The organism is Bifidobacterium psychraerophilum (assembly GCF_000741705.1).
Classification (GTDB): Bacteria; Actinomycetota; Actinomycetes; order Actinomycetales; family Bifidobacteriaceae; genus Bombiscardovia; species Bombiscardovia psychraerophila.
In genome coordinates this window covers 390438-408794 of record NZ_JGZI01000010.1, presented here as the reverse complement: position 1 = coordinate 408794, position 18357 = coordinate 390438, and the positions used below count along the sequence as shown (strand labels likewise).

16 protein-coding genes and 1 riboswitch are annotated in these 18357 nt (G+C 59.1%); of the genes, 10 read left to right on the top strand and 6 right to left on the bottom strand.

All coding sequences use genetic code 11. The features are described 5' to 3' along the window. Nucleotides 1-21 precede the first annotated feature (21 nt). A complete protein-coding gene (locus BPSY_RS08900) occupies nt 22-2580 on the bottom strand; it encodes a sensor histidine kinase (RefSeq protein ID WP_034886806.1) in 2559 nt (852 codons plus the stop codon). Nucleotides 2581-2740: 160 nt separating this feature from the next. Between BPSY_RS08900 and BPSY_RS08895 the strand changes: the two genes are divergently transcribed. The 3 genes from BPSY_RS08895 to ychF all read left to right on the top strand — a co-directional run bounded on the left by BPSY_RS08895 (nt 2741) and on the right by ychF (nt 6193). After that, entirely contained in the window at nt 2741-4093 is a 1353-nt protein-coding gene (locus BPSY_RS08895) for an alpha/beta fold hydrolase (RefSeq protein WP_033495501.1), read from the top strand. Nucleotides 4094-4187: 94 nt separating this feature from the next. Beyond that, nucleotides 4188-4979 carry a pyrroline-5-carboxylate reductase gene (gene proC, locus BPSY_RS08890; RefSeq protein WP_033495502.1) on the top strand — a complete coding sequence of 264 codons (792 nt, stop codon included), beginning with the start codon at nt 4188-4190 and terminating at the stop codon, nt 4977-4979. A 128-nt stretch (nt 4980-5107) separates the two neighbouring features. After that, complete coding sequence (ychF, locus tag BPSY_RS08885; protein WP_033495340.1) at nt 5108-6193, top strand: redox-regulated ATPase YchF; 1086 nt, start codon at nt 5108-5110, stop codon at nt 6191-6193. 153 nt (nt 6194-6346) lie between these two features. Here ychF and BPSY_RS08880 read toward each other — a convergent pair whose 3' ends face one another. After that, complete coding sequence (locus BPSY_RS08880; RefSeq protein WP_033495342.1) at nt 6347-7738, bottom strand: NAD-dependent succinate-semialdehyde dehydrogenase; 1392 nt, start codon at nt 7736-7738, stop codon at nt 6347-6349. A 295-nt stretch (nt 7739-8033) separates the two neighbouring features. On the opposite strand from BPSY_RS08880, the gene BPSY_RS08875 reads away from it, so the two are divergent. From BPSY_RS08875 to BPSY_RS08860, 4 genes are all read left to right on the top strand, one after another. Then, nucleotides 8034-9026, top strand: a complete 993-nt coding sequence (locus tag BPSY_RS08875) for a LysR family transcriptional regulator (protein ID WP_238556841.1) — start codon at nt 8034-8036, stop codon at nt 9024-9026. A gap of 129 nt (nt 9027-9155) precedes the next feature. Then, entirely contained in the window at nt 9156-10415 is a 1260-nt protein-coding gene (locus BPSY_RS08870; RefSeq protein WP_033495344.1) for a MalY/PatB family protein, read from the top strand. A gap of 241 nt (nt 10416-10656) precedes the next feature. Next, on the top strand, nt 10657-11226 hold the full coding sequence (locus BPSY_RS08865) for a glutathione peroxidase (protein ID WP_081884369.1): 570 nt from the start codon (nt 10657-10659) through the stop codon (nt 11224-11226). 147 nt (nt 11227-11373) lie between these two features. Next, entirely contained in the window at nt 11374-12420 is a 1047-nt protein-coding gene (locus BPSY_RS08860) for a bile acid:sodium symporter family protein (protein ID WP_033495346.1), read from the top strand. Between the two features lie 111 nt (nt 12421-12531). On the opposite strand, the gene BPSY_RS08855 is transcribed toward BPSY_RS08860, so the two are convergent. The 3 genes from BPSY_RS08855 to BPSY_RS08845 all read right to left on the bottom strand — a co-directional run bounded on the left by BPSY_RS08855 (nt 12532) and on the right by BPSY_RS08845 (nt 14627). After that, a complete protein-coding gene (locus BPSY_RS08855) occupies nt 12532-12906 on the bottom strand; it encodes a fluoride efflux transporter FluC (protein WP_033495348.1) in 375 nt (124 codons plus the stop codon). Beyond that, nucleotides 12906-13421: a fluoride efflux transporter FluC gene (locus tag BPSY_RS08850; protein ID WP_051921873.1), complete on the bottom strand. Its 516-nt coding sequence runs from the start codon at nt 13419-13421 to the stop codon at nt 12906-12908. The genes BPSY_RS08855 and BPSY_RS08850 overlap by 1 nt, the downstream gene beginning before the upstream one ends. A gap of 107 nt (nt 13422-13528) precedes the next feature. Beyond that, a riboswitch (Fluoride riboswitch) is annotated at nt 13529-13600 on the bottom strand. A 10-nt stretch (nt 13601-13610) separates the two neighbouring features. After that, complete coding sequence (locus tag BPSY_RS08845; protein ID WP_033495350.1) at nt 13611-14627, bottom strand: YdcF family protein; 1017 nt, start codon at nt 14625-14627, stop codon at nt 13611-13613. Nucleotides 14628-14854: 227 nt separating this feature from the next. Here BPSY_RS08845 and BPSY_RS08840 point away from each other — a divergent pair, with 227 nt between their 5' ends. The 3 genes from BPSY_RS08840 (at nt 14855) to BPSY_RS08830 (ending at nt 16971) form a co-directional block, all read left to right on the top strand. Continuing rightward, the gene (locus tag BPSY_RS08840) at nt 14855-15274 is read left to right on the top strand and encodes a nucleoside 2-deoxyribosyltransferase (protein ID WP_238556840.1); all 420 of its coding nucleotides are present in this window, start codon (nt 14855-14857) and stop codon (nt 15272-15274) included. 62 nt (nt 15275-15336) lie between these two features. After that, complete coding sequence (locus BPSY_RS08835; RefSeq protein WP_033495506.1) at nt 15337-15948, top strand: NAD(P)H-dependent oxidoreductase; 612 nt, start codon at nt 15337-15339, stop codon at nt 15946-15948. A 591-nt stretch (nt 15949-16539) separates the two neighbouring features. After that, a complete protein-coding gene (locus BPSY_RS08830) occupies nt 16540-16971 on the top strand; it encodes a hypothetical protein (RefSeq protein ID WP_033495354.1) in 432 nt (143 codons plus the stop codon). Between the two features lie 38 nt (nt 16972-17009). On the opposite strand, the gene BPSY_RS08825 is transcribed toward BPSY_RS08830, so the two are convergent. After that, on the bottom strand, nt 17010-18257 hold the full coding sequence (locus BPSY_RS08825) for a glycoside hydrolase family 3 protein (protein ID WP_193346447.1): 1248 nt from the start codon (nt 18255-18257) through the stop codon (nt 17010-17012). Nucleotides 18258-18357 lie beyond the last annotated feature (100 nt).

Genomic DNA, 18357 nt, shown 5'->3' with positions numbered 1-18357 from the left:
GCACAGGGGATCTCGTCATCCTCAGACCTTCGAAATATGACGGAGCTGTTCTTCGAGCGTTGGTGCAGGTGACAATTCCAGGCCCGCAGTGTCGCCGCTGCTGCCCTTTCCGCCCGCCGCGGCATTCCCCTCAGTGGTACCGAGATCCCCGTCGCTGCGGGATTCGCGCAGTATGCGCAGCAGACGCCGCATATGCGCCAGCGCCAGACGACCCTCCTTGCCGATGGCTGCGAAAGACTCCTGTGCGTCGAGCGTGTTATCGGTATCGGGGTTGTCAAGGCATTGCTCGAGGGTGTTCAGGCCGTCGGCGGCCTTTTGCTTGACGGCTTTGAGCGTGCTGGTGACCTCATGCTGGATCGCGTTGCCGATGCGGTCCCGTTCCATGCTGGTAGCCAGAAGCCGCTGCTGCTCCTCCTCCTGTCTCAGGGCCTCCTCACGCTCTCGCAGTACCAAGGCATTCGTGCCTTTGGTGCGGGTCCACAAGGCGCTGGCGATGGTCGCTCCGCACAACGCCATCGTTCCGAGTCCTATGACGAATGCGAAGGTGAGCGAAGCCGAGAGGCTGTCCGTCGAATCGCTGTTCAGCAAGGGTGCTTTGAATAGCGACAGAATCAGGGTGGGATACCCCCAATAGGTCGCCACGAAGAGTTTGATGCCGAGCAGCACGCACATGCCGAAGGCGGTGACGATCGCCCAACGTATGCGTTTGACCGGTCCCAGGAGAATGACCGCGTGCAGGAAGAAGAGCGCCAGCATATTGACGATGAAGATATCGGGGATGCACAACAGTTGCAGGGTGGAGGCGATGACGATGATCGCGGCGCAGCTTTGCGGGAATCGACGCCTGAAGCTCAATGGCGGTACGGTGACGAGTATGACCATGGCCGCGCTCACAGGTGCCGAGCTTTCGGTGACGGGCAATAAGTCGGACAGTGTGATCAGAGGCGTCCACAGCGCGGTGCTCCATATACCGAGGATGATGGTCAGCAGCATGATCATGGTGTCAATCAGGGTGTAATGGCGTTCACTCCACTGCGACATGCGTTCTATGCGATTGAAGCGTTTGCCCGCGGCGGAGGGAGCCTGGTCGAAAGGCTTTGAACGCAAGCGCTGCAACATGGCAGGCACGCGGGTTTTCAGTGCGGCATCGGCAGGGGAGTCGGAGTTCCGGGTTGTGCGGTCCTGCTGTCGGGTCGCGAAGGGGATGACGGCCTGCACCTCGAAGCCGCCGGTGGGCAGCGGTCCCGAGCGGACCGACCCTCCCAGGGACTGTACGCGCTCCTTCATGCCCATCAGCCCGAATCCAGCCTGGTGCCCATCCTCGCTGGACTTCGCACCAAGACCATCATCCCTGATGTTCAGCTGCAGTCCGGTGCTTGACCACTGCTCATCCACCCACACCTTGGCGTTGCGTCCGGCGTATTTATTGATATTGCTCAAGGACTCCTGAAGCACCCGATACGCCGCCGTCGAGGCCTCATCACTGAGTTCATTCGGCTCAGGCGTACCGTCGATGCGGTGCACGATCGCCGGATTGAGGGGGATGCGGTCATGCTCCTGTATGAGTGCCAAGGCATCGTCGAAATGCGGGTTCCCGGCGGCGTCCGGGGCTGCGGCAAGCTGCTCGCTGCCTGACCGGGATGATTCCTTCTCCGAATCCTTCGAGTCCGTCACGGATTCGGAGGATTGCCCGCCTGCATCCTCGAAAATGCCGAGCAGCCGGCGCATATCGCGCAAAGCGGTGTCGCTCTCATGGTGAATCGTCTGCATCGTGGATTTCGCGATGGCGATATCGTGTGATCCCGCATATCTGCCCGCGTCGGATTGCACGATGATCGTGGAAAGGGTGTGCGCCACCACGTCATGCATATCCCTGGCGATTCTCCGGCGTTCCGCGAGTGCGGCGATATGGGCCTCTTCCCGTTGGCGTGCTTCGAGTGAGGCGTTGCGTTCCTTCATCATGCGCACGGTGTACATTCGCGCCCGCTGCCAGAAGGCCATGATGACCACGCATATCAGGCAGACGAAGAACAGGATGAGAACGGCTGATACATTGTCCGAGACATCCAGGAGACAGGGCAGGGTGACGATGCTTCTGCTGGCGGTTGAGCAGGATTTGTATCCCAGCCAGCTGTTGCCATCGTCGGACGGGGAAAGCAGCGAACCGATCGTGTAACTCGATGTGATCGCCATGGTGGCCAGTAATGCCATCACGAAGGAAAGCGCGATGAATGCGCGCGTATTACGTGGGTCTCCATAGACGATGACGGAATACAACATCACCAGTGCGACGGCATCCGTCAGCATCAGCGAGGGTCCGAAGATCATATGCAGCATGCAGAGTGCCACGAAGGTCAGGGCCGCGCTCTGTGGGTATCTGCGCCTCATCGCCAACGGCAGTATGTAGATCTGGGACCAGATCACCTGTGCCACGGCGGGTACGGCAAACAACAGCCCCTGGGCGTTATCGGTGTCGGCGACGATCACCGCGCTCAGCAGGCTCAGCGGCATGAACAGCAGCAGGTCGACGACGACCATATGCCTGTCCATCCATCTGATGATTCCTTGCATGCGACCCATGCTTCGAGGGTAGCGCTTCGAGTCCCCGAATCCTCTGCTCCCTCCGGATGATTCCTGTGATGTGCAAGCCCTGGTCATAGACTGGAAGCTCAGTGAAGGAGACCGCATTGCGGATCGTGCATCTGAGACGGTCACGCATGCGACAGGGAAAGGTGCTGCGATGCCACGCTTGGCAAGCTACTACATACCAGGGCTTTATGTGGAGGACCACTCATGCCGGGTTCCGCTCGATTGGACCGGCAAGGAGCCTGGTCAGAGTGTTGACGGAGCATCGATCAGCCTGTTCTACCGAGTGCTGTGCTCTCCGGAGCATGTGCATGACGACCTCCCCTTGCTGGTGTTCCTGCAGGGAGGGCCCGGGGGAGCCGGCCCGAGGCCGATGAATCCCAGCAGTGAGGGTTGGATCGCCGAGGCATCGAAGCATTTCCGTGTGGTGCTTCCCGACCAGCGTGGAACCGGCAGGTCATCACCGGTGGGAGCGGCGACCATGTCGGTGTTCCATAAGGGGCGCGAGGGTGCCGACTACCTCAAACACTTCCTGGCGGATTCGATCGTCCGTGACTTCGAGCATCTGCGTAGAAGCTCTTTCGCAGGCAGGAAGTGGACGACCCTCGGCCAAAGCTATGGGGGATTCCTTACCTTGAGCTATCTCTCCCTGTACCCGGAAGGCATCGACGCGGCCTTCACCACCGGCGGGATACCGCACATTCCCGCCAGTGCGACCGAGGTGTACGAACACACCTTCCCGCGCATGCGGGCGAAAACGCAGGAGTTCTATGCACGGTACCCACAGGATGAAGCCCGCGTCGCAGCCGTCTCGGACATCCTCGCGGCCGGGGACGTCAGACTGGAGAACGGCGACCCATTAAGCGTCGAAGCCTTCCAGACGCTTGGTAGCAACTTCGGCATGAAGCCCAGTTTCGAAACCATGCATTGGCTCTTGGACACGGCCTTCCGCGACGGTGACGGATCCCTGCCTGGCTCCGGAGCCGGGGATATGCATCTCGGCGAGGATTTCCTGAACGCGGTGATGACTCGTCTGCATAGCAAGCCCCTGTACTGGCCCTTGCAGGAGTTCATCTATGCGGATGGCGAGATCGAGCCGATCCGCTGGGCGGCGCAGCGGGTCCGCGATGAGGATCCCTCCTTCTCCACCTCAGCGCGTCCTCTGCTGTTCACAGGGGAGGCGATCTTCCCCTGGATGTTCGAGCAGCAAGGTCAGCTGCGACCTTTCAAAGCCGCCCTCGACGTACTGATGGAGGAAAGCCACTGGAATCGGATCTATGACACCGGACAGCTGGCCAGGAACGACGTGCCTCTTCAATCAGCCGTATATTACGACGATATGTATGTGGACTCGGGCATGCAGCTCGACACGCTTTCCCGTGTGGGCAACGCCCACGCCTGGGTGACCAACGGCTACGAACATGACGGTGTGCATGGGGATGCGGTCTTCCGCACGCTCTTCGAGCAGGCCAGGGACAGAGGGGATCTGGAGGCCGTGTTCTCCTAGTTGTCCAGGTGCCGATGCGTATGCGTGGGCTGGGATGTTGCGGTCATGAGGAAAGGTGGGAAGATTGATGCTGGCGAAAGGAACACAGATGGAATTGAGCAATCTCACAGTCGGTTTTGTAGGATACGGCAATATGGCGCAGGCCATCGCGAAGGGTCTTGTCGATGCCGGAGTGGTGCGTGGCAAGCAGATCGTCGCGTGCGCAGGCCACTTCGACAAACTGCAGGAGGCGACTCGCTCCCTGGGTGCCAGACCCTTGCACTCGGCCGCCGAGGTGGCTGCCGCCGCGGATGTGGTGATTGTCGCGGTTAAGCCTTATCTGGTCGAACAGCTATGCGCGCCCATCGCCAATGAGCTTTCGAATGACTCGACATTCGTCGTGTCCATCGCCGCAGGATTCACCCTTGAGCGTTTCTCATCCTTCCTCCCCGAACAGGCGCATGTGGTGTGCACCATTCCGAATACGCCGATCGCGGTCGGCCAGGGCGTTCTGGTCACCGAATCCCGTGACACCCTCACGGATGATCAGCGTGAAGTGTTCACGTCCCTGTTCTCGAACATCGCCTTGATCGAAAGGGTCGATTCCAATCAGCTGTCCATCGGCGGTACCATCGCCGGTTGTGGTCCCGCTTATGCGGCGATCTTCATCGAGGCGCTCGCCGATGCCGGGGTCAAGCACGGACTGCAGCGTGCTTCCGCATACCGACTCGCCGCAAAGATGGTGCAGGGGACAGGCGCGCTGAACATCGCCACGGGGACGATTCCGGCAGCCATGAAGGATGCGGTGTGCTCACCGGGTGGAACCACCATCAAAGGTGTGGCCGCCCTTGAACGGCATGCCTTCAGGGGTGCCGTCATCGATGCCATCGACGCCGTGGAAGGCTGAGTCCCTCCGCCGTCCTGAGCAACAGACATACAACGGGGATGGCCGCCTGGCCATGACGGATGCGACGCATCGCGCCATGATCACTTCCGCCGAGGCAGTTATCTCCGTCCGACAATAGACTGGAAGCCATGTCACTTACCATCGGAATCGTTGGATTGCCCAATGTCGGCAAATCCACCTTGTTTAACGCATTGACCCGCAATAACGTTCTTGCGGAGAACTACCCCTTCGCCACGATCGAACCGAATACGGGTATCGTGCCCCTGCCGGACAAGCGTCTGCAGCCGCTTGCTGAATTGGTGCATACCCAGAAGATCATCCCCGCGACGGTGACCTTCGTCGATATCGCAGGAATCGTCAAAGGCGCCTCCGAAGGCGAGGGTCTGGGCAATAAGTTCCTCGCGAATATTCGCGAGGCCGATGCCATCTGCGAAGTGGTGAGGGCCTTCGAGGATGATGACATCGTCCATGTCAATGGCAAGGTCGATCCATCCGAGGATATCGAGACGATTGATACGGAGCTGATTCTGGCCGATCTGCAGACCATCGAGACCGCCCTGCCCCGCTTGGAGAAGGATCTGCGCGGACGCAAGATCACGCCTGCATACCTTGATGCGGTGAAGACGGCCCAGAGCATTCTCGAATCCGGCGAGACCATCGATCATGCCGCGAACGCGAAGAAGATCGACAAGGCGGATGTCTATGATCTGCACCTGCTGACCGCCAAGCCCTTCATCTATGTATTCAATGTTGATGACGATGAGTTGCAGAACGACGAATTGAAACAGCGCCTGTCCTCTTCGGTCGCACCAGCACCATCGATCTTCCTCAATGCCCAGTTCGAGGCCGATCTGACCGAACTCGACGAGGCCGACGCCAAGGAGATGTTGGAGGACGCAGGACTCAGCGAATCGGGACTCGACCAGTTGGCCCGCGTCGGTTTCGACATCCTCGGTCTGCAGACCTTCCTCACGGCAGGGGAGAAAGAGGTCCGTGCGTGGCAGATTCATCAAGGCTGGACCGCACCCCAGGCTGCCGGTGTGATTCACACCGACTTCGAAAAAGGCTTCATCAAAGCCGAGATCGTGTCCTATGACGACCTTCTCGCCGCAGGGTCCTATGCCAAGGTCAAGGAGGAGGGCAAACTCCGCCTCGAAGGCAAGGAATATGTCATGCAGGACGGAGACATCGTGGAGTTCCGCTTCAACGTGTGAGCGGCTTTGTCCCAAGCCTGGATACGAGTGGTGGGCATCCGGAGCACAGCGCATACCTTGCTGTGCCTCGGATGCCCACCACTCGTTCTGCGGGTCATCACGACGATGGCGTCGCCCTGTTCCGGACGCTGTGAGGACCCGGATGGCGACGCATCAGAACGCGTCGTCGATGTCGGGTTCGGCGATGACCTTGATGTTCACGAATTCGTGGATGCCCAGGTCGATGAGTTCATGCCCGTATCCTGAACGGTTCACGCCGCCGAAGGGGATATCGGCCTTGACGCCGGTCGGATGGTTGATGAACACCATGCCGGTGGTGATGCGACTCGCAGCTTTCCAGGCGCGTGCCGAGTCGGAGCTGAACACCGAACCGCCCAATCCGAAGGGCGTGCCGTTGGCCACTTTCAGGGCCTCCTCCTCATCGGCCACCCGATACAGCTGGGTCACAGGACCGAACATCTCCGTGGTGTAAGCGGGGTTGTCCGTGGTGATACCGGTAAGGATCGTGGGCTGGTAGAAGGCGCCGTGCTCCGGAACCGGCTCTCCCAGGGTCTCGGCATGCGCGCCCGCCTTGACGGCCTCGTCAACCTGGGTGCCCAATATATCAACCGCCGATCTGCTGGACAGCGGTGCCAAGGTGGTCTCAGGATCCGTGGGATCCCCGGCTTTGAGCGCTGCCACGCCCGAACGGTAGGCATCGAGGAATTCGTCGTAGACCGCATCCACCACGATGAGTCTCTTCGATGACACGCAGACCTGGCCGCCGTTCCAATGACGACCGGTAACGGCCCACTGCGCGGCCTTCCTGACATCGGCGTCCTCGAGCACGATGAATGGGTCGGAGCCTCCCAATTCCAAGGTGCTTTTCTTCAGATACTTTCCGGCCAGCGCCGCAACGGCTGAACCGGCACCCTCGCTGCCGGTGAGTGCCACCCCCTTGACCCGGGGGTCGGAGAGGATCAGTTCGTTCTGGTCATGGGAGGCAAAGAGATTCGTGAACACGCCATCCGGCAGTCCCGCCTCCTTGAAGAGTTTCTCGAATGCCAAGGCCGACTGCGGCACATTCGAAGCATGTTTGAGCAGCAGGGTGTTCCCGGCCATGAGTTGCGGGGCGCCGACCCTGACGATCTGGTAATAGGGGAAATTCCACGGCTCGACCAGATACAGCACACCCAAAGGCTCGTAAACGAGTTTGGCGCGTCCCTCCCGGTAATCGGCGCTCGGCAGCGTTCGCGGCTGCAGCTGTTGTTCGGCGTGCTCCACGTAATAGTCGATGATCTGCGCGCTCAGTTCGACCTCCGCTTCCGCTTCGGTGAGCAGTTTGCCCATTTCCATCGTGAGGATCTTCGCGAATTCAGTGTGCCGTTCGCGCAGTATGCTGGCGACCCTGGCCAGGATCCCCGCTCGCTGTGCGAAGCTGGTGTCCTTCCAGGTAGCGAAGGCCGTGTCGGCGTGGTCGATGGCGGCCTCGACCTCTTCATCTGTTGCGGTGGGGAAACTTGCCAGCTGTTCCGCGGTGTACGGATTGATGGTGGCGTATGCCATAATCTTCCTCTTCCTTGAGTCTGATCGAAGTTTTGGATATGGCCACTCATCCGATATGCACCGATATGAGTCCCCGTACCCAACCTGCATTCATTATCTATCCTCTTCGCCGCCGCGCAATGCCCCTTGCCCCTGAGCTGACGGAATTCGCGGCGGGCGGATTTCCGCTTCGGGGAGTAGTGCGTTCGCCGACGTCGTCAGCTTGCCCGCAGCACGAGCGATCGGTCGAGACATCCAGGAGGTTACACAGTGCGGTTAGGCTGGAAGCAATGGTGATGATGATGACGGCATGCGGATGCCGAAGCGAATGGCCGAAACGGCACGGGGCCGGGAGAGTGGGGCGGGCGTGCAGACCTTGAATCCTCAGATGCTGGTTACCCTGTGGAATATCGAACGGCATGGTTCGCTTTCGGCGGCGGCACGGGCGAGCGGCTGGTCGCAGGCGGCCATCAGCCAACAGGTCAAACGTCTTGAACAGCAATGTGGCATGGCGCTTGTCGAACGCAATGCCCACGGGGTCAGCCTGACTGGTGCGGGCATGATGCTGGCCCGTCACGGCGAATTGATCGCGAAGCGTGTGACGCAGGCCGAAGGCGATTTGGAGGAATATCGTCTGCACGCCTCCTCTCATCTGCGGATTCTGGCTCCGCCTTCGATCTGTTCGACCTTATTGGCCCGTACCCTGGTCAATCTGAGCCGAGAAAGCGATATCGACGTCAGCCTGGTGCAGATGGAACCGCCGGAAGCCATACTGCATATGGATCGTGGGCAGGCGGATGCAGCCATCATTTTCCGATATGGCAGCATTCCGGATTTCCTGCACATCAGCGAGGATCTCCAGGTCGATTATTTCGGCGAAGACCCCTTGCGCCTGCTGGTCCGCAAATCGAGCGGTATCGCCAAGGCATACGAGCGCAATGGCGAAGCCGTCGATCTGGCGTTGCTGCATGACGAATCCTGGATTGCCGGCTGCGAGACATGCCAGGCCAATCTGGTGAGCATCGCGCGTGAATGGAATTTCGAACCCAAGATCACTCATTCCACCGACGACTATGTGGTAACGCAGAACCTCGTGGAGATGGGTCTGGGTATCTCCATCGTCCCGGAACTCTCAACCCTCTCATATCTTCGTGATGACGTGGTCGCCTGCCCCATTGATGACGATCACGCGGTCAGGAGTGTGGGTCTGCTGACCCGCGTCGGAGACACACGCAAATCAATCAGGACACTCAACGATGCCATCAGGAATGTGGCAAGCCGTTATCTGCGTCCCGTGCAGCCTTCCTGAAGTACCGCTCCCCACACTGCGTCATACGCCAGAGCGCACCCACCACCCATAAGCAGAATGGACAGCGCTCTCACCAAACGGGGGAGAGTGGCTGATGCGGCGCGACACGTCATTGGAAACAATGAATGCATGCATGGATTACTGGAAAGCACAAGACTCGCAAGCCTGACGAAGCCCTCACCGCAGCATGACGCCCTCCCGGAATGCCAAGGGCATCTCTTCGATTCCAGCGCCATCGATGGTGAGACGCCGGATGATCTGGCCAGGATCGGCAGCGACAAGTGGACGCGATACCCCAATTGCATTGGTGCCTTCATCGCGGAAATGGATTTCGGACTGGCCCCCTGTATTCAGGAAGCCATGATCGACGCGGTTCGACGCTGCTCATTGGGCTATATCCCCGATCCGCTGAAGCGGGGTGTCGCCGAAGCCTGCGCACGGTGGCAGCAGCAACGTTTCGGATGGGACATCAGCGCTGACTGCATCAGACCTGTGCCCGATGTGATGGAGGCATATGAGATTTTTCTCCGCGAATTCGTGGGTGCCGGGAACACGGTGATCGTTCCCACCCCTGCGTATATGCCTTTCCTGAGTGTGCCGCAGCTCTATGGCATCACGGTTGTCGAGATTCCGATGCTGCGACGTGATGCGGCCTGGGAATTCGACTTCGCCGCCATCGAAGCCGCGTTTCGTAGCGGGTGCAAGGCTTTCGTGCTCTGCAATCCTCATAATCCGATCGGCAAGGTACTCACCCGCGAAGAGATGCTCACCCTCTCCGCATTGGCTGACCGTTACGATGTCCGGATCTTCTCCGATGAGATTCACGCATCCTTCGTATTCGATGACGCCAGGCATATCCCGTTCGCCTCGATTAACCAGAAGACCGCCATGCAGGCGATCACGGCGACTTCGGTCTCCAAGGCATTCAACGTGCCCGGCACCAAATGCGCGCAGGTCATCCTCAGCAATCCGGATGACCGTGCCTTGTGGATGAGGAAGGCGGAATGGTCCGAGCATCAGACGGCGACGATCGGGGCGGTGGCGACTATCGCCGCCTATGAGCATGGCGGCCCCTGGTTCGATGAGATGTTCCCCTATGTGCTGCGCAATCGGGATTACGTCGACGAAGAGATGCGCACAAGATTCTCCACGGTGGGCTATGTGCGACCCGAGGGCACGTATATCGCATGGCTTGATTTTCGCCCCCTGGGATTGCAGGATCCTGCGCTCTTCTTCCTTGACCGCGCCCAGGTGGCGTTAACCGATGGTCTGGCTTGTGGAGGCGTCGGCCGGGGTTGTGTGCGCATGAACTTCGCGATGCCGTACCCTCTGCTTCAGGAATGCTTCGATCGCATGCACCAGGCACTGGTGTCTGAGGGCCTGCTCTGAGCGCCGCCACCGGAAGGTGTGGGTGAACTGTGTGGGTGAACTGTGTGGGTGAACTGTGTGGGTGAACTGTGTGGGTGAACTGCGTGGGTGAACTGCGTGGGTGAATGCTGTGATCTGAGCCACCAGGTCGGAAGCGCAAGGAAGAATTACGTCCATCGTGAATCGGCATCGCCGATGCGCTCGCGCTCTGTAGTCTGATTGCCAAGAGTCGTTAGATCACTACAGGATGCGAAGGCGCGATATGAGCGAATCAGTTGATAAGGTCACGGTTGCCGACGAGAGGGTCGATGGCACGGCAGCGGATGTGACGACAGCCGAGGGGCAGCCGGGTGGTGATTCCGCGCTGTACGGCTTCAGTGTGAAAACCATCAAAGGCGAGCAGAAGAGCCTGAAGGATTACCAGGGGCAGGTGCTGCTGGTCGTCAATACGGCCACCGAATGCGGATTCACACCCCAATACGACGGTTTGGAAGCCTTGTACGGAAAATTCCATGACCAAGGGTTTGAGATCCTGGACTTCCCATGCAACCAGTTCGCAGGGCAGGCACCCGGCACCGATGAGGAGCTCGGCAGCTTCTGCAAGTTGCGATTCGGTACCACCTTCACGACCTTTGCGCGCATCGATGTCAACGGCGAGCACGCCGACCCCCTGTATGACTGGCTCAAGAGCCAGAAGTCCGGTGTGGCGGGCGGTCGCATCAAATGGAATTTCACCAAATTCCTCATCGACCGTCAGGGCCGTGTGGTCAAGAGATATGCGCCTTCCACCACGCCTGATGCTATTGAGGGAGACATCGCCGGACTGCTGTAGGACCGCGCTTATCGGATGCCATGATCGCATGCCGTAATGGGATGCCAGGCATTCCGGAATGTGAGCCACATGCTCACATAGTGGTCTGAGTGACCCCAAACACCTTCCAAGCCCGCTAAGTTGCGGGGTTGGAAGGGGATGAGATTAATGTCTCGTGTAGTGCAGTTCGGCAAATGGCTTACTCGTTGGTTTACGGTTGTTGTGGTGGTGTGGGCCATTATTAACTTCTTCCTGCCCCAAACGAGTATGTGGGCAAAAAGCTATACCAATTATTTCCTGAGCATCATCCTCTTCGGCATGGGTATGACCCTCAGCATCGAGGACTTCAAACGCATCGTCAAGATGCCGTTGATGGTGATCGTCGGCACGCTCGCGCATTACATCATCATGCCGCTGCTGGCCGTCGCGCTATGCAAGATATTCCACCTCGACGGGATGATCGCCGTGGGAGTGATCCTCGTCGGCTGCTGCCCGTCGGGAACATCCTCGAATGTGATGTCCTTCCTGTCACGAGGTGATGTGGCTCTGGACGTATCCATCGGTCTGCTCTCCACGCTGTGCGCGCCGATCATGGTACCTCTGCTGATGAGCGGGCTGGCCAGCCAGTACGTGCAGATCCCGGTCACCAAGCTCTTCCTCACCGCACTTGAAGTCGTGTTGATCCCCGTGGCTCTGGGAGTGGCGGTTCACGCCATATTCGGCAATAGGGTGCAGAAGGTCACGGTGGCGCTTCCCGCGGTTTCCCAGATAGCCATACTCGTCATCATCGGCGTTGTGGTGTCGGTGAACAACGCCAAGCTGTTCACGGTGGAAACGGCCATGGTGCTGCCTGTGGTGATGCTCCATAATCTCTGTGGATATGGTCTGGGCTACCTCTTCAGTCGTCTGATGTTCAAGGTGTATCCAAAAGGTTTCAGATACGCCCAACAGAAGGCCATCACCTTCGAGGTGGGCATGCAGGATTCGGCATTGGGTGCGACCTTGGCATTGCAGGCTTTCGCAGCCAACCCGGTGGTGGCGATACCATCCACCTTCTTCAGCGTCTGGCACAACATCTCCGGTTCGGTGCTGTCTTCCTGGTGGCGTCGCCATGATGACGACTATGCGATTGCGGCGGATTCGCAGCACGGGGAGCACAGCAGTGCGAAGACCCCGGAATCGGCTCAGCCAGCCGCGGTTCCCAGCGCATCCTGAGACACCGGACGGCTCACGCCGATCCGGCCGTGTTGAAGGAGATTCAAAGGGCTTATGCCGCGATTGTTCTACCGCGATTGTTCTACCGCAATCGCCGCATAAGTGTCGGTCTCAGGCAACAAGCAGATAACCAAGCGCCACGGCGACAACGGGAACAACCATCGTTGCGGCTGCGTAACCGGACGCGGCGGCTATCTTCTTTTGCCTGGACAAAGACACCATCTCGTTGATGGCGGTCGAAAAGGTTGAAAAACCACCAAGCAGACCGGTCGCCAGCAGCAGATGCACAGGGGCCGACAGCGTTTGTGCGGCGTACATGGCGGCCACCACACCTGTCGCCAATCCTGCCGTGATATTGATGGAGAAGGTGGCGATGGGGAAGACGGACATCCACCTGGTGCGGATGACGCCGTCGGCCAGGTAGCGCAGCACGGATCCGATGCCGCCGCATATGCAGATTGACAGGGTCAGTATCACGGGGTTCATCACCGACTCCCTTCATCGGCTGCATGCGACCGTGCATGCACATCATCAAGATCCCGGTGATGTTCGGCCATCCATGTGGCCAGTCTCACGCCGAGGAGCGCGAGGACGAAGCCACCGGCGAAGGTGAGCACGATGTACAGCAGCGCCCCGAACACACTGCCCGCACGCAGGGAGAGGAACACCTCAAGAGCCAGGGCGGACAAGGTCGACAGGCCTCCGCATATTCCCATGCCGCAGCTTCGGCTGACCAGCTCGCGCCGTCGCGCGGGGATCCACGGTGCCTGGGCCAGATATGAGACCAACGCCGCATAACAGAAGCAGGCAATCATATTGGCGATGAAGGTGCCGAGATGAAAGCTTCCTGGCGTCGTTTGGGATGAAGCTCCCAGAACGGGAAGCGGTGACAGCGCATAACGCACCCCGGTTCCCACGCATCCGCCAAGGAACACCACACCAGCGATGATCGGACTGATAAAGGGATAAGGGGCATCCTGCTCTTGTGCCGGTTGAGACATCACAATCCTTCCGTGCGTTCTCAGGGCGTGGCGTGGATTATCCGATGCGATTGCTCGCAATCCGCTGCCGTCGGCCCCCAGGATCAGGGCGCACCTGTCCTGTCTATGGACGGGTAGGAACTATCAGCGGTATGCGGTTCGGAGCAGAGCTCCCGGCGGGTTCCATCGCCAGACCCGATACTACTCCTATCAGTGAATGAAGTATTTGAACAGCTCCACGGCGGCGGAAAGCGCCCAGAATCCTGCGATGACGATGTACGGCCATTTATGGGCCACCGAGATGGCTATGAACTCACGGATGAACGCGGTGGGCCAATAGTACCCACGGGTGTGACTGCCGATGCCATCCGCATTCAAACCCGCCTTATGCGCGTACTCGGCCGCCCGAAACACGTGATAATCACTGGTGACCAGGGCGCAACGGTAGGTTGAGGCGCCGGAATGCTCATCCATCAGGCTTTTCGAGTATTGCAGATTCTCCAGAGTGGTTGTTGACCGGTCCTCTTTGAGGATCGAGGATTCGGGAACCTGCTGTTCGTTGACGAGATAATCGTGCATCGCATCAGCCTCGGAAATCTCCTCGTCGGCACCCTGCCCTCCCGAAGTGATGAGCAGCGGCTTGCGACCTTGCTTCTCCCAAAGCTGCAGGGCCTTGTCGAGTCTTCCGCGAAGCAGTGGGGTCGGTTTCTTCCCGTTGAGTCCCGCGCCGTGGATGATGATGTAGTCATAATGTCTGTTACGGGGCAGCAGCCTGTAGAACCAGGAATACAGGAGCAAGGCGACGAAGGAGAAGAAGAACCAAAGCCCAGCAGCCAGGAACAGTGCGGCGATACTCGTCAACCATTCCGGGGCCCGCAATACGGCGAGCAGGGGCATCAACGCCAGATAGGCGACGATGGCGGCGGCCAATAGGGCGGGTAGCAGGGTGGGCAAGGAAAGACCCTCATGCCTGACGACCAGCACGGTGTTCCAGATCAGGAATATGACGACGATAAGAGGGCATGAGATGACTGCGATGAAGATGGGCAGCACCATCCACTCCTGACCGAAGCGGAAGAGCAGGCAGGTCGCCAGCAGGATGATGAAAACAGCCAGATAGATCGCGTTGCGGAATTGCCGGGGCTCCTTCATATAGGAGAACAGAAAAAGCAGGCCGAAGAACACCACCGGCCCGTAGACAATCGCCAGCGCGAACGCATTCTCCATCGTTTTCTCTCCTTCTCTCTCCACACCCGTATACCGGCAGGGCGCACATATTCCGTCATACACGGTTGCCGTCGTGCATATATGCCACATACATACGACCCTGCATCCCGATGAAGGCTTACAGTGCGATTCTACCCATCGGCCCCTTGTCATGATTCAGTCGGATACTGGTGTGGTGGTCGATCCCGCTCGGAACATGCTGCGAGCCGCAGTGGAAAGGAATGGCTATGCCCGGCTATGACTACTACGTGGCAGGTCCCTTTTTCGATCGCCGACAACTCGAAAGCATGCAGCGCATCGAGGCGACGCTGGAAGGGCACGGACTCAAACTCTTCAAACCACGTTATGCCAGCGACATCAAGGTCGTCGGCCCTCGCGTCTGTTTCGACGATGATTGCGCAGGCATACGGGCATCGAAGTATGTCCTGGCGAATCTGATCGACGATGATCCCGGGACGATGTTCGAAATCGGATACGCCTTCGCATTGGGCAAGAAGGTGTTCGGTATTCTTGAAGGCTGCTCCGAGGGCGATGCCGTCAATCTGATGATCGCCGAGTCCCTTACCGAGCTATTCGTTTCGGTTGACGATCTCGAGTCCTATCTCTCCACCGGCAGCCATCGGCGTATCGGGCTCCGTGAGTTCTGAACGCATCGTTGCCTGCCGATAGGATGGGCGCAGCTTCATCAGAAGGAATCAGGGAGGAATCCATGAAGGTCCTAGCGATAACCAGTAATCCGGAAAGCCATAGCCTGACCGATGCCGTGGGCAAGGCCTTTGTGGAGGGTGCCGCGGCAGGCGGCGCGCAAGTCGAGCTTCTCGACTTATATGCGGAAGCATTCAACCCCGTCTACACCCTCGCCGACCGTGAGCATTACCTGGACCGCGGCGCTGTGCCGGATGATGTCGTGGCCTTGCAGCGCAGACTCGCATCCGCGGATGTGATCGCGCTGGTCTTCCCGGTGTATTGGTACACGATGCCGGCGATGGTGAAAGGTCTGTTCGACCGGGTGATCTGCAGAGGTTTCGCGTATGGGCGTGAGGGCCTGCCGGGTGCCCTGGCAGGGAAGACGGTGCGTATTCTCGCGTTGACCGGCGGCTCCGAGGATTGGTACCGTTCGAGCGGTATGGACAAGGCCCTGGAATTCCAGATCTGCGACCGCACCTTCAGGCACTACTGCTCGGTCGAGGATGTCTCCTTGCATTACATCGGCGATCTCAGCATGGGGGATGACAGTCAAGAGGCGCGTGACGCTGCAGCAGGGCAACTCGGGAAGATAGCGCTTATGGGTGAATCCCTGGCCCGCCGCAAGGAGCGTTAGGAGTCGCGCGGCGCTAACACCGAGGAAACATGAATGCGCATACACTGTTGCTAAGTCTTTTGCCAATACGCATGGTATATCCCGTATTGGCGAAAGACGCCAAACCCCGGTGAATATGACCAGGCAGTCATCCGCCGACCCATCCTGACTTCCCAGGCGTCCCGCCGCCGCAGGTGGCAGCACCCTGTCATAGTCTTTTCCTGCGGTGTTCTTCGGCAGCGCCGTTCCATGGTGTCTTTTTCGTAGTGTCACTGCCGAAATAAGGTCGGGGTATCCCATGCCGCGTCCTCCGGCCGTGATGCGTCGGTCCTTTCGACCCACCATAGGTAGGGGATGAAATGGTATATATAACATCGACATCTTGTGTATAGAGTCATTGAACCCCTCCGCAGCCAGGCCATGACGATATTGTCAAAAGCGCTCAAATGCTTGCCTGAGATGCTCAAAAACATTGCAAATACTGCAAAATACTACCAAGGGCGCACCGATTCCAATCATTTTCCGTATTTACCGTGCAATGCCGAGGAGGCGATGCTACGCTGTCCACAATGCAAAAACGCACATTTGGTATGTTAGTTTCGAGGAGGAAATATGGCACAACATGCGTCCGTCACGATCAATAGAGGCTTCTATCTCAAATCTCCCGAGGAGAAAACCGCATACGCCAACGAGATCGCCAAGGGCTTCGGCATCAGTGATGCCGATCTGGATGCGGTCGAGCGTTACAAAGATGCTCTGAGCGATCACGATGCCTGGAATCTCCCCATCATGGGATATGTCAACGAAGAGGGTTTCGGGTACGCCTACGCGCCGACCGAGGCCGTTGCCGCGGATGGATGGGACGCGCACAAGGCTTTCCTCGATATGCCCGAGGGGGCCCAGACCGCATTCGCAATCCGTATGCTGTGCACGCACCGTGATGTGAGCCGCGCAGGCGCACGCATGTTCCTGCGCTACCACCGGGGAATCGTCGTACTCAGGCAGGAGGAGGACGGCACCCCCATGGAGTCCTCGGTCGAATGATGTGAATTGCGGGCTTGGGCCGGACTGTCGGTGCGGTGCTACTGAGCCAGCCCTGCGGAATATTTCAGAGTCATGACCCGTGTCGCTGAACTCTGGATTTTCGACGCGAAAGCTGCATCCTGCTTCGCCCGGTCGATCAGACCTTGGATAACGGGTTCCACATATGACCGGGCCCCGATGCAGGCGAGATCCCCTCCGGCCTCGACGAAGCGAACGCCGAGCTGGTCGGGGGATGTCCCACCGAGGGCCGCTGCCGAAAGCGAATCGGATGTGATGACGCCGTTGAAAGCATGCTCATTGCGTAGATTGCCGATGATCGTGGCCGAGAATGCCGCAGGATTCCCCGGATCGAGTCGTGGATATGTCGCCAGGGACATCATGACCATCGCCGGTTCGGCCTTGAGCGCAGCGGTGAATGCCGAGATCTCATCACCGTCGAAGCTCGTGGTGCTGTCCTCAATACCCTGTGCGGTGAAATCGGTGTTGCCCGTCACCGCTCCCAGACCTGGATAATGTTTGATCGCGGTCGACACCCCGGCATCCGCCATGCCTTGTATGAAGGCGATGCCATGTTCGCTGTTGCCACCGGCATCAAGACCGAAATCACGGTCCAGCGCACCAACAGGTGCATTCGACTGCCGAGGCTGGGTCTGGACGGTGTCGAGAACGGGTGCGAGATTCACATTGACCCCGGCGCTCTTCAGTTGGGTGCCCCAACGTCCGGCTGAGGAGCGGAGGCTTGCGGTATCCATCCGTCCTTGATCCACGCCGCTGGGCATGCTGTCGAAACCGGGGCCTCGCAGGTGTTGCACCTGCCCACCTTCCTGATCGCTGGCGATCAGCAGTTTACTTCCTGCGGGGGCGTATCCTTGCAGCCTTTGCGCGGCCTGACCGACCTGCGCGACACCGCCCCGCCAGTTGCCCAGCAAGAGCACCGAACCGACATGGTACTGAGCGATGAGCGTGCTGAATCCCTCGGGATCATCCCCGACGTTCAAGGGCGCCATCACCAGCTGACCGACCCGTTCTTCCAACGACATGGCGGCGACGGCGCTTGCGGCCCGGTATTCGGGGGACTGCTCGATGGAGGCATTCGGGGATGGCGCGGCTTCTCTGTCGGCGAAGCTTTGGCTGTGCTGTACCGCAGGACTGGTGTTCGAGGGCTTCCCATGTTGGTCGACAAGGGGAGAACATGCCGCTAGCGCGATGATGCAGCAGAGGACAAGCAGGAACGCAACGCCCCTGCTGGCGCTGGAATGGATGATCCCCAAGCTCGTCCGACGCATACGATGCATGGCTTACATTATTCCACGGCACCTGAGGGAAGTCGCCGAACCCGCCTGAATCCAGGTTGCGGACAGCAATGACCATATGTGGCTGAAAACA

What these genes read in the sequence shown, in the direction of transcription:
- BPSY_RS08900 (WP_034886806.1), bottom strand. Translation starts at nt 2,580, where the DNA reads ATGGGTCGCATGCAAGGAATCATCAGATGGATGGACAGGCATATGGTC.
- BPSY_RS08895 (WP_033495501.1), top strand. Translation starts at nt 2,741, where the DNA reads ATGCCACGCTTGGCAAGCTACTACATACCAGGGCTTTATGTGGAGGAC.
- ychF (WP_033495340.1), top strand. Translation starts at nt 5,108, where the DNA reads ATGTCACTTACCATCGGAATCGTTGGATTGCCCAATGTCGGCAAATCC.
- BPSY_RS08880 (WP_033495342.1), bottom strand. Translation starts at nt 7,738, where the DNA reads ATGGCATACGCCACCATCAATCCGTACACCGCGGAACAGCTGGCAAGT.
- BPSY_RS08875 (WP_238556841.1), top strand. Translation starts at nt 8,034, where the DNA reads ATGCCGAAGCGAATGGCCGAAACGGCACGGGGCCGGGAGAGTGGGGCG.
- BPSY_RS08870 (WP_033495344.1), top strand. Translation starts at nt 9,156, where the DNA reads ATGCATGGATTACTGGAAAGCACAAGACTCGCAAGCCTGACGAAGCCC.
- BPSY_RS08865 (WP_081884369.1), top strand. Translation starts at nt 10,657, where the DNA reads ATGAGCGAATCAGTTGATAAGGTCACGGTTGCCGACGAGAGGGTCGAT.
- BPSY_RS08860 (WP_033495346.1), top strand. Translation starts at nt 11,374, where the DNA reads ATGTCTCGTGTAGTGCAGTTCGGCAAATGGCTTACTCGTTGGTTTACG.
- BPSY_RS08855 (WP_033495348.1), bottom strand. Translation starts at nt 12,906, where the DNA reads ATGAACCCCGTGATACTGACCCTGTCAATCTGCATATGCGGCGGCATC.
- BPSY_RS08850 (WP_051921873.1), bottom strand. Translation starts at nt 13,421, where the DNA reads ATGTCTCAACCGGCACAAGAGCAGGATGCCCCTTATCCCTTTATCAGT.
- BPSY_RS08845 (WP_033495350.1), bottom strand. Translation starts at nt 14,627, where the DNA reads ATGGAGAATGCGTTCGCGCTGGCGATTGTCTACGGGCCGGTGGTGTTC.
- BPSY_RS08840 (WP_238556840.1), top strand. Translation starts at nt 14,855, where the DNA reads ATGCCCGGCTATGACTACTACGTGGCAGGTCCCTTTTTCGATCGCCGA.
- BPSY_RS08835 (WP_033495506.1), top strand. Translation starts at nt 15,337, where the DNA reads ATGAAGGTCCTAGCGATAACCAGTAATCCGGAAAGCCATAGCCTGACC.
- BPSY_RS08830 (WP_033495354.1), top strand. Translation starts at nt 16,540, where the DNA reads ATGGCACAACATGCGTCCGTCACGATCAATAGAGGCTTCTATCTCAAA.
- BPSY_RS08825 (WP_193346447.1), bottom strand. Translation starts at nt 18,257, where the DNA reads ATGCGTCGGACGAGCTTGGGGATCATCCATTCCAGCGCCAGCAGGGGC.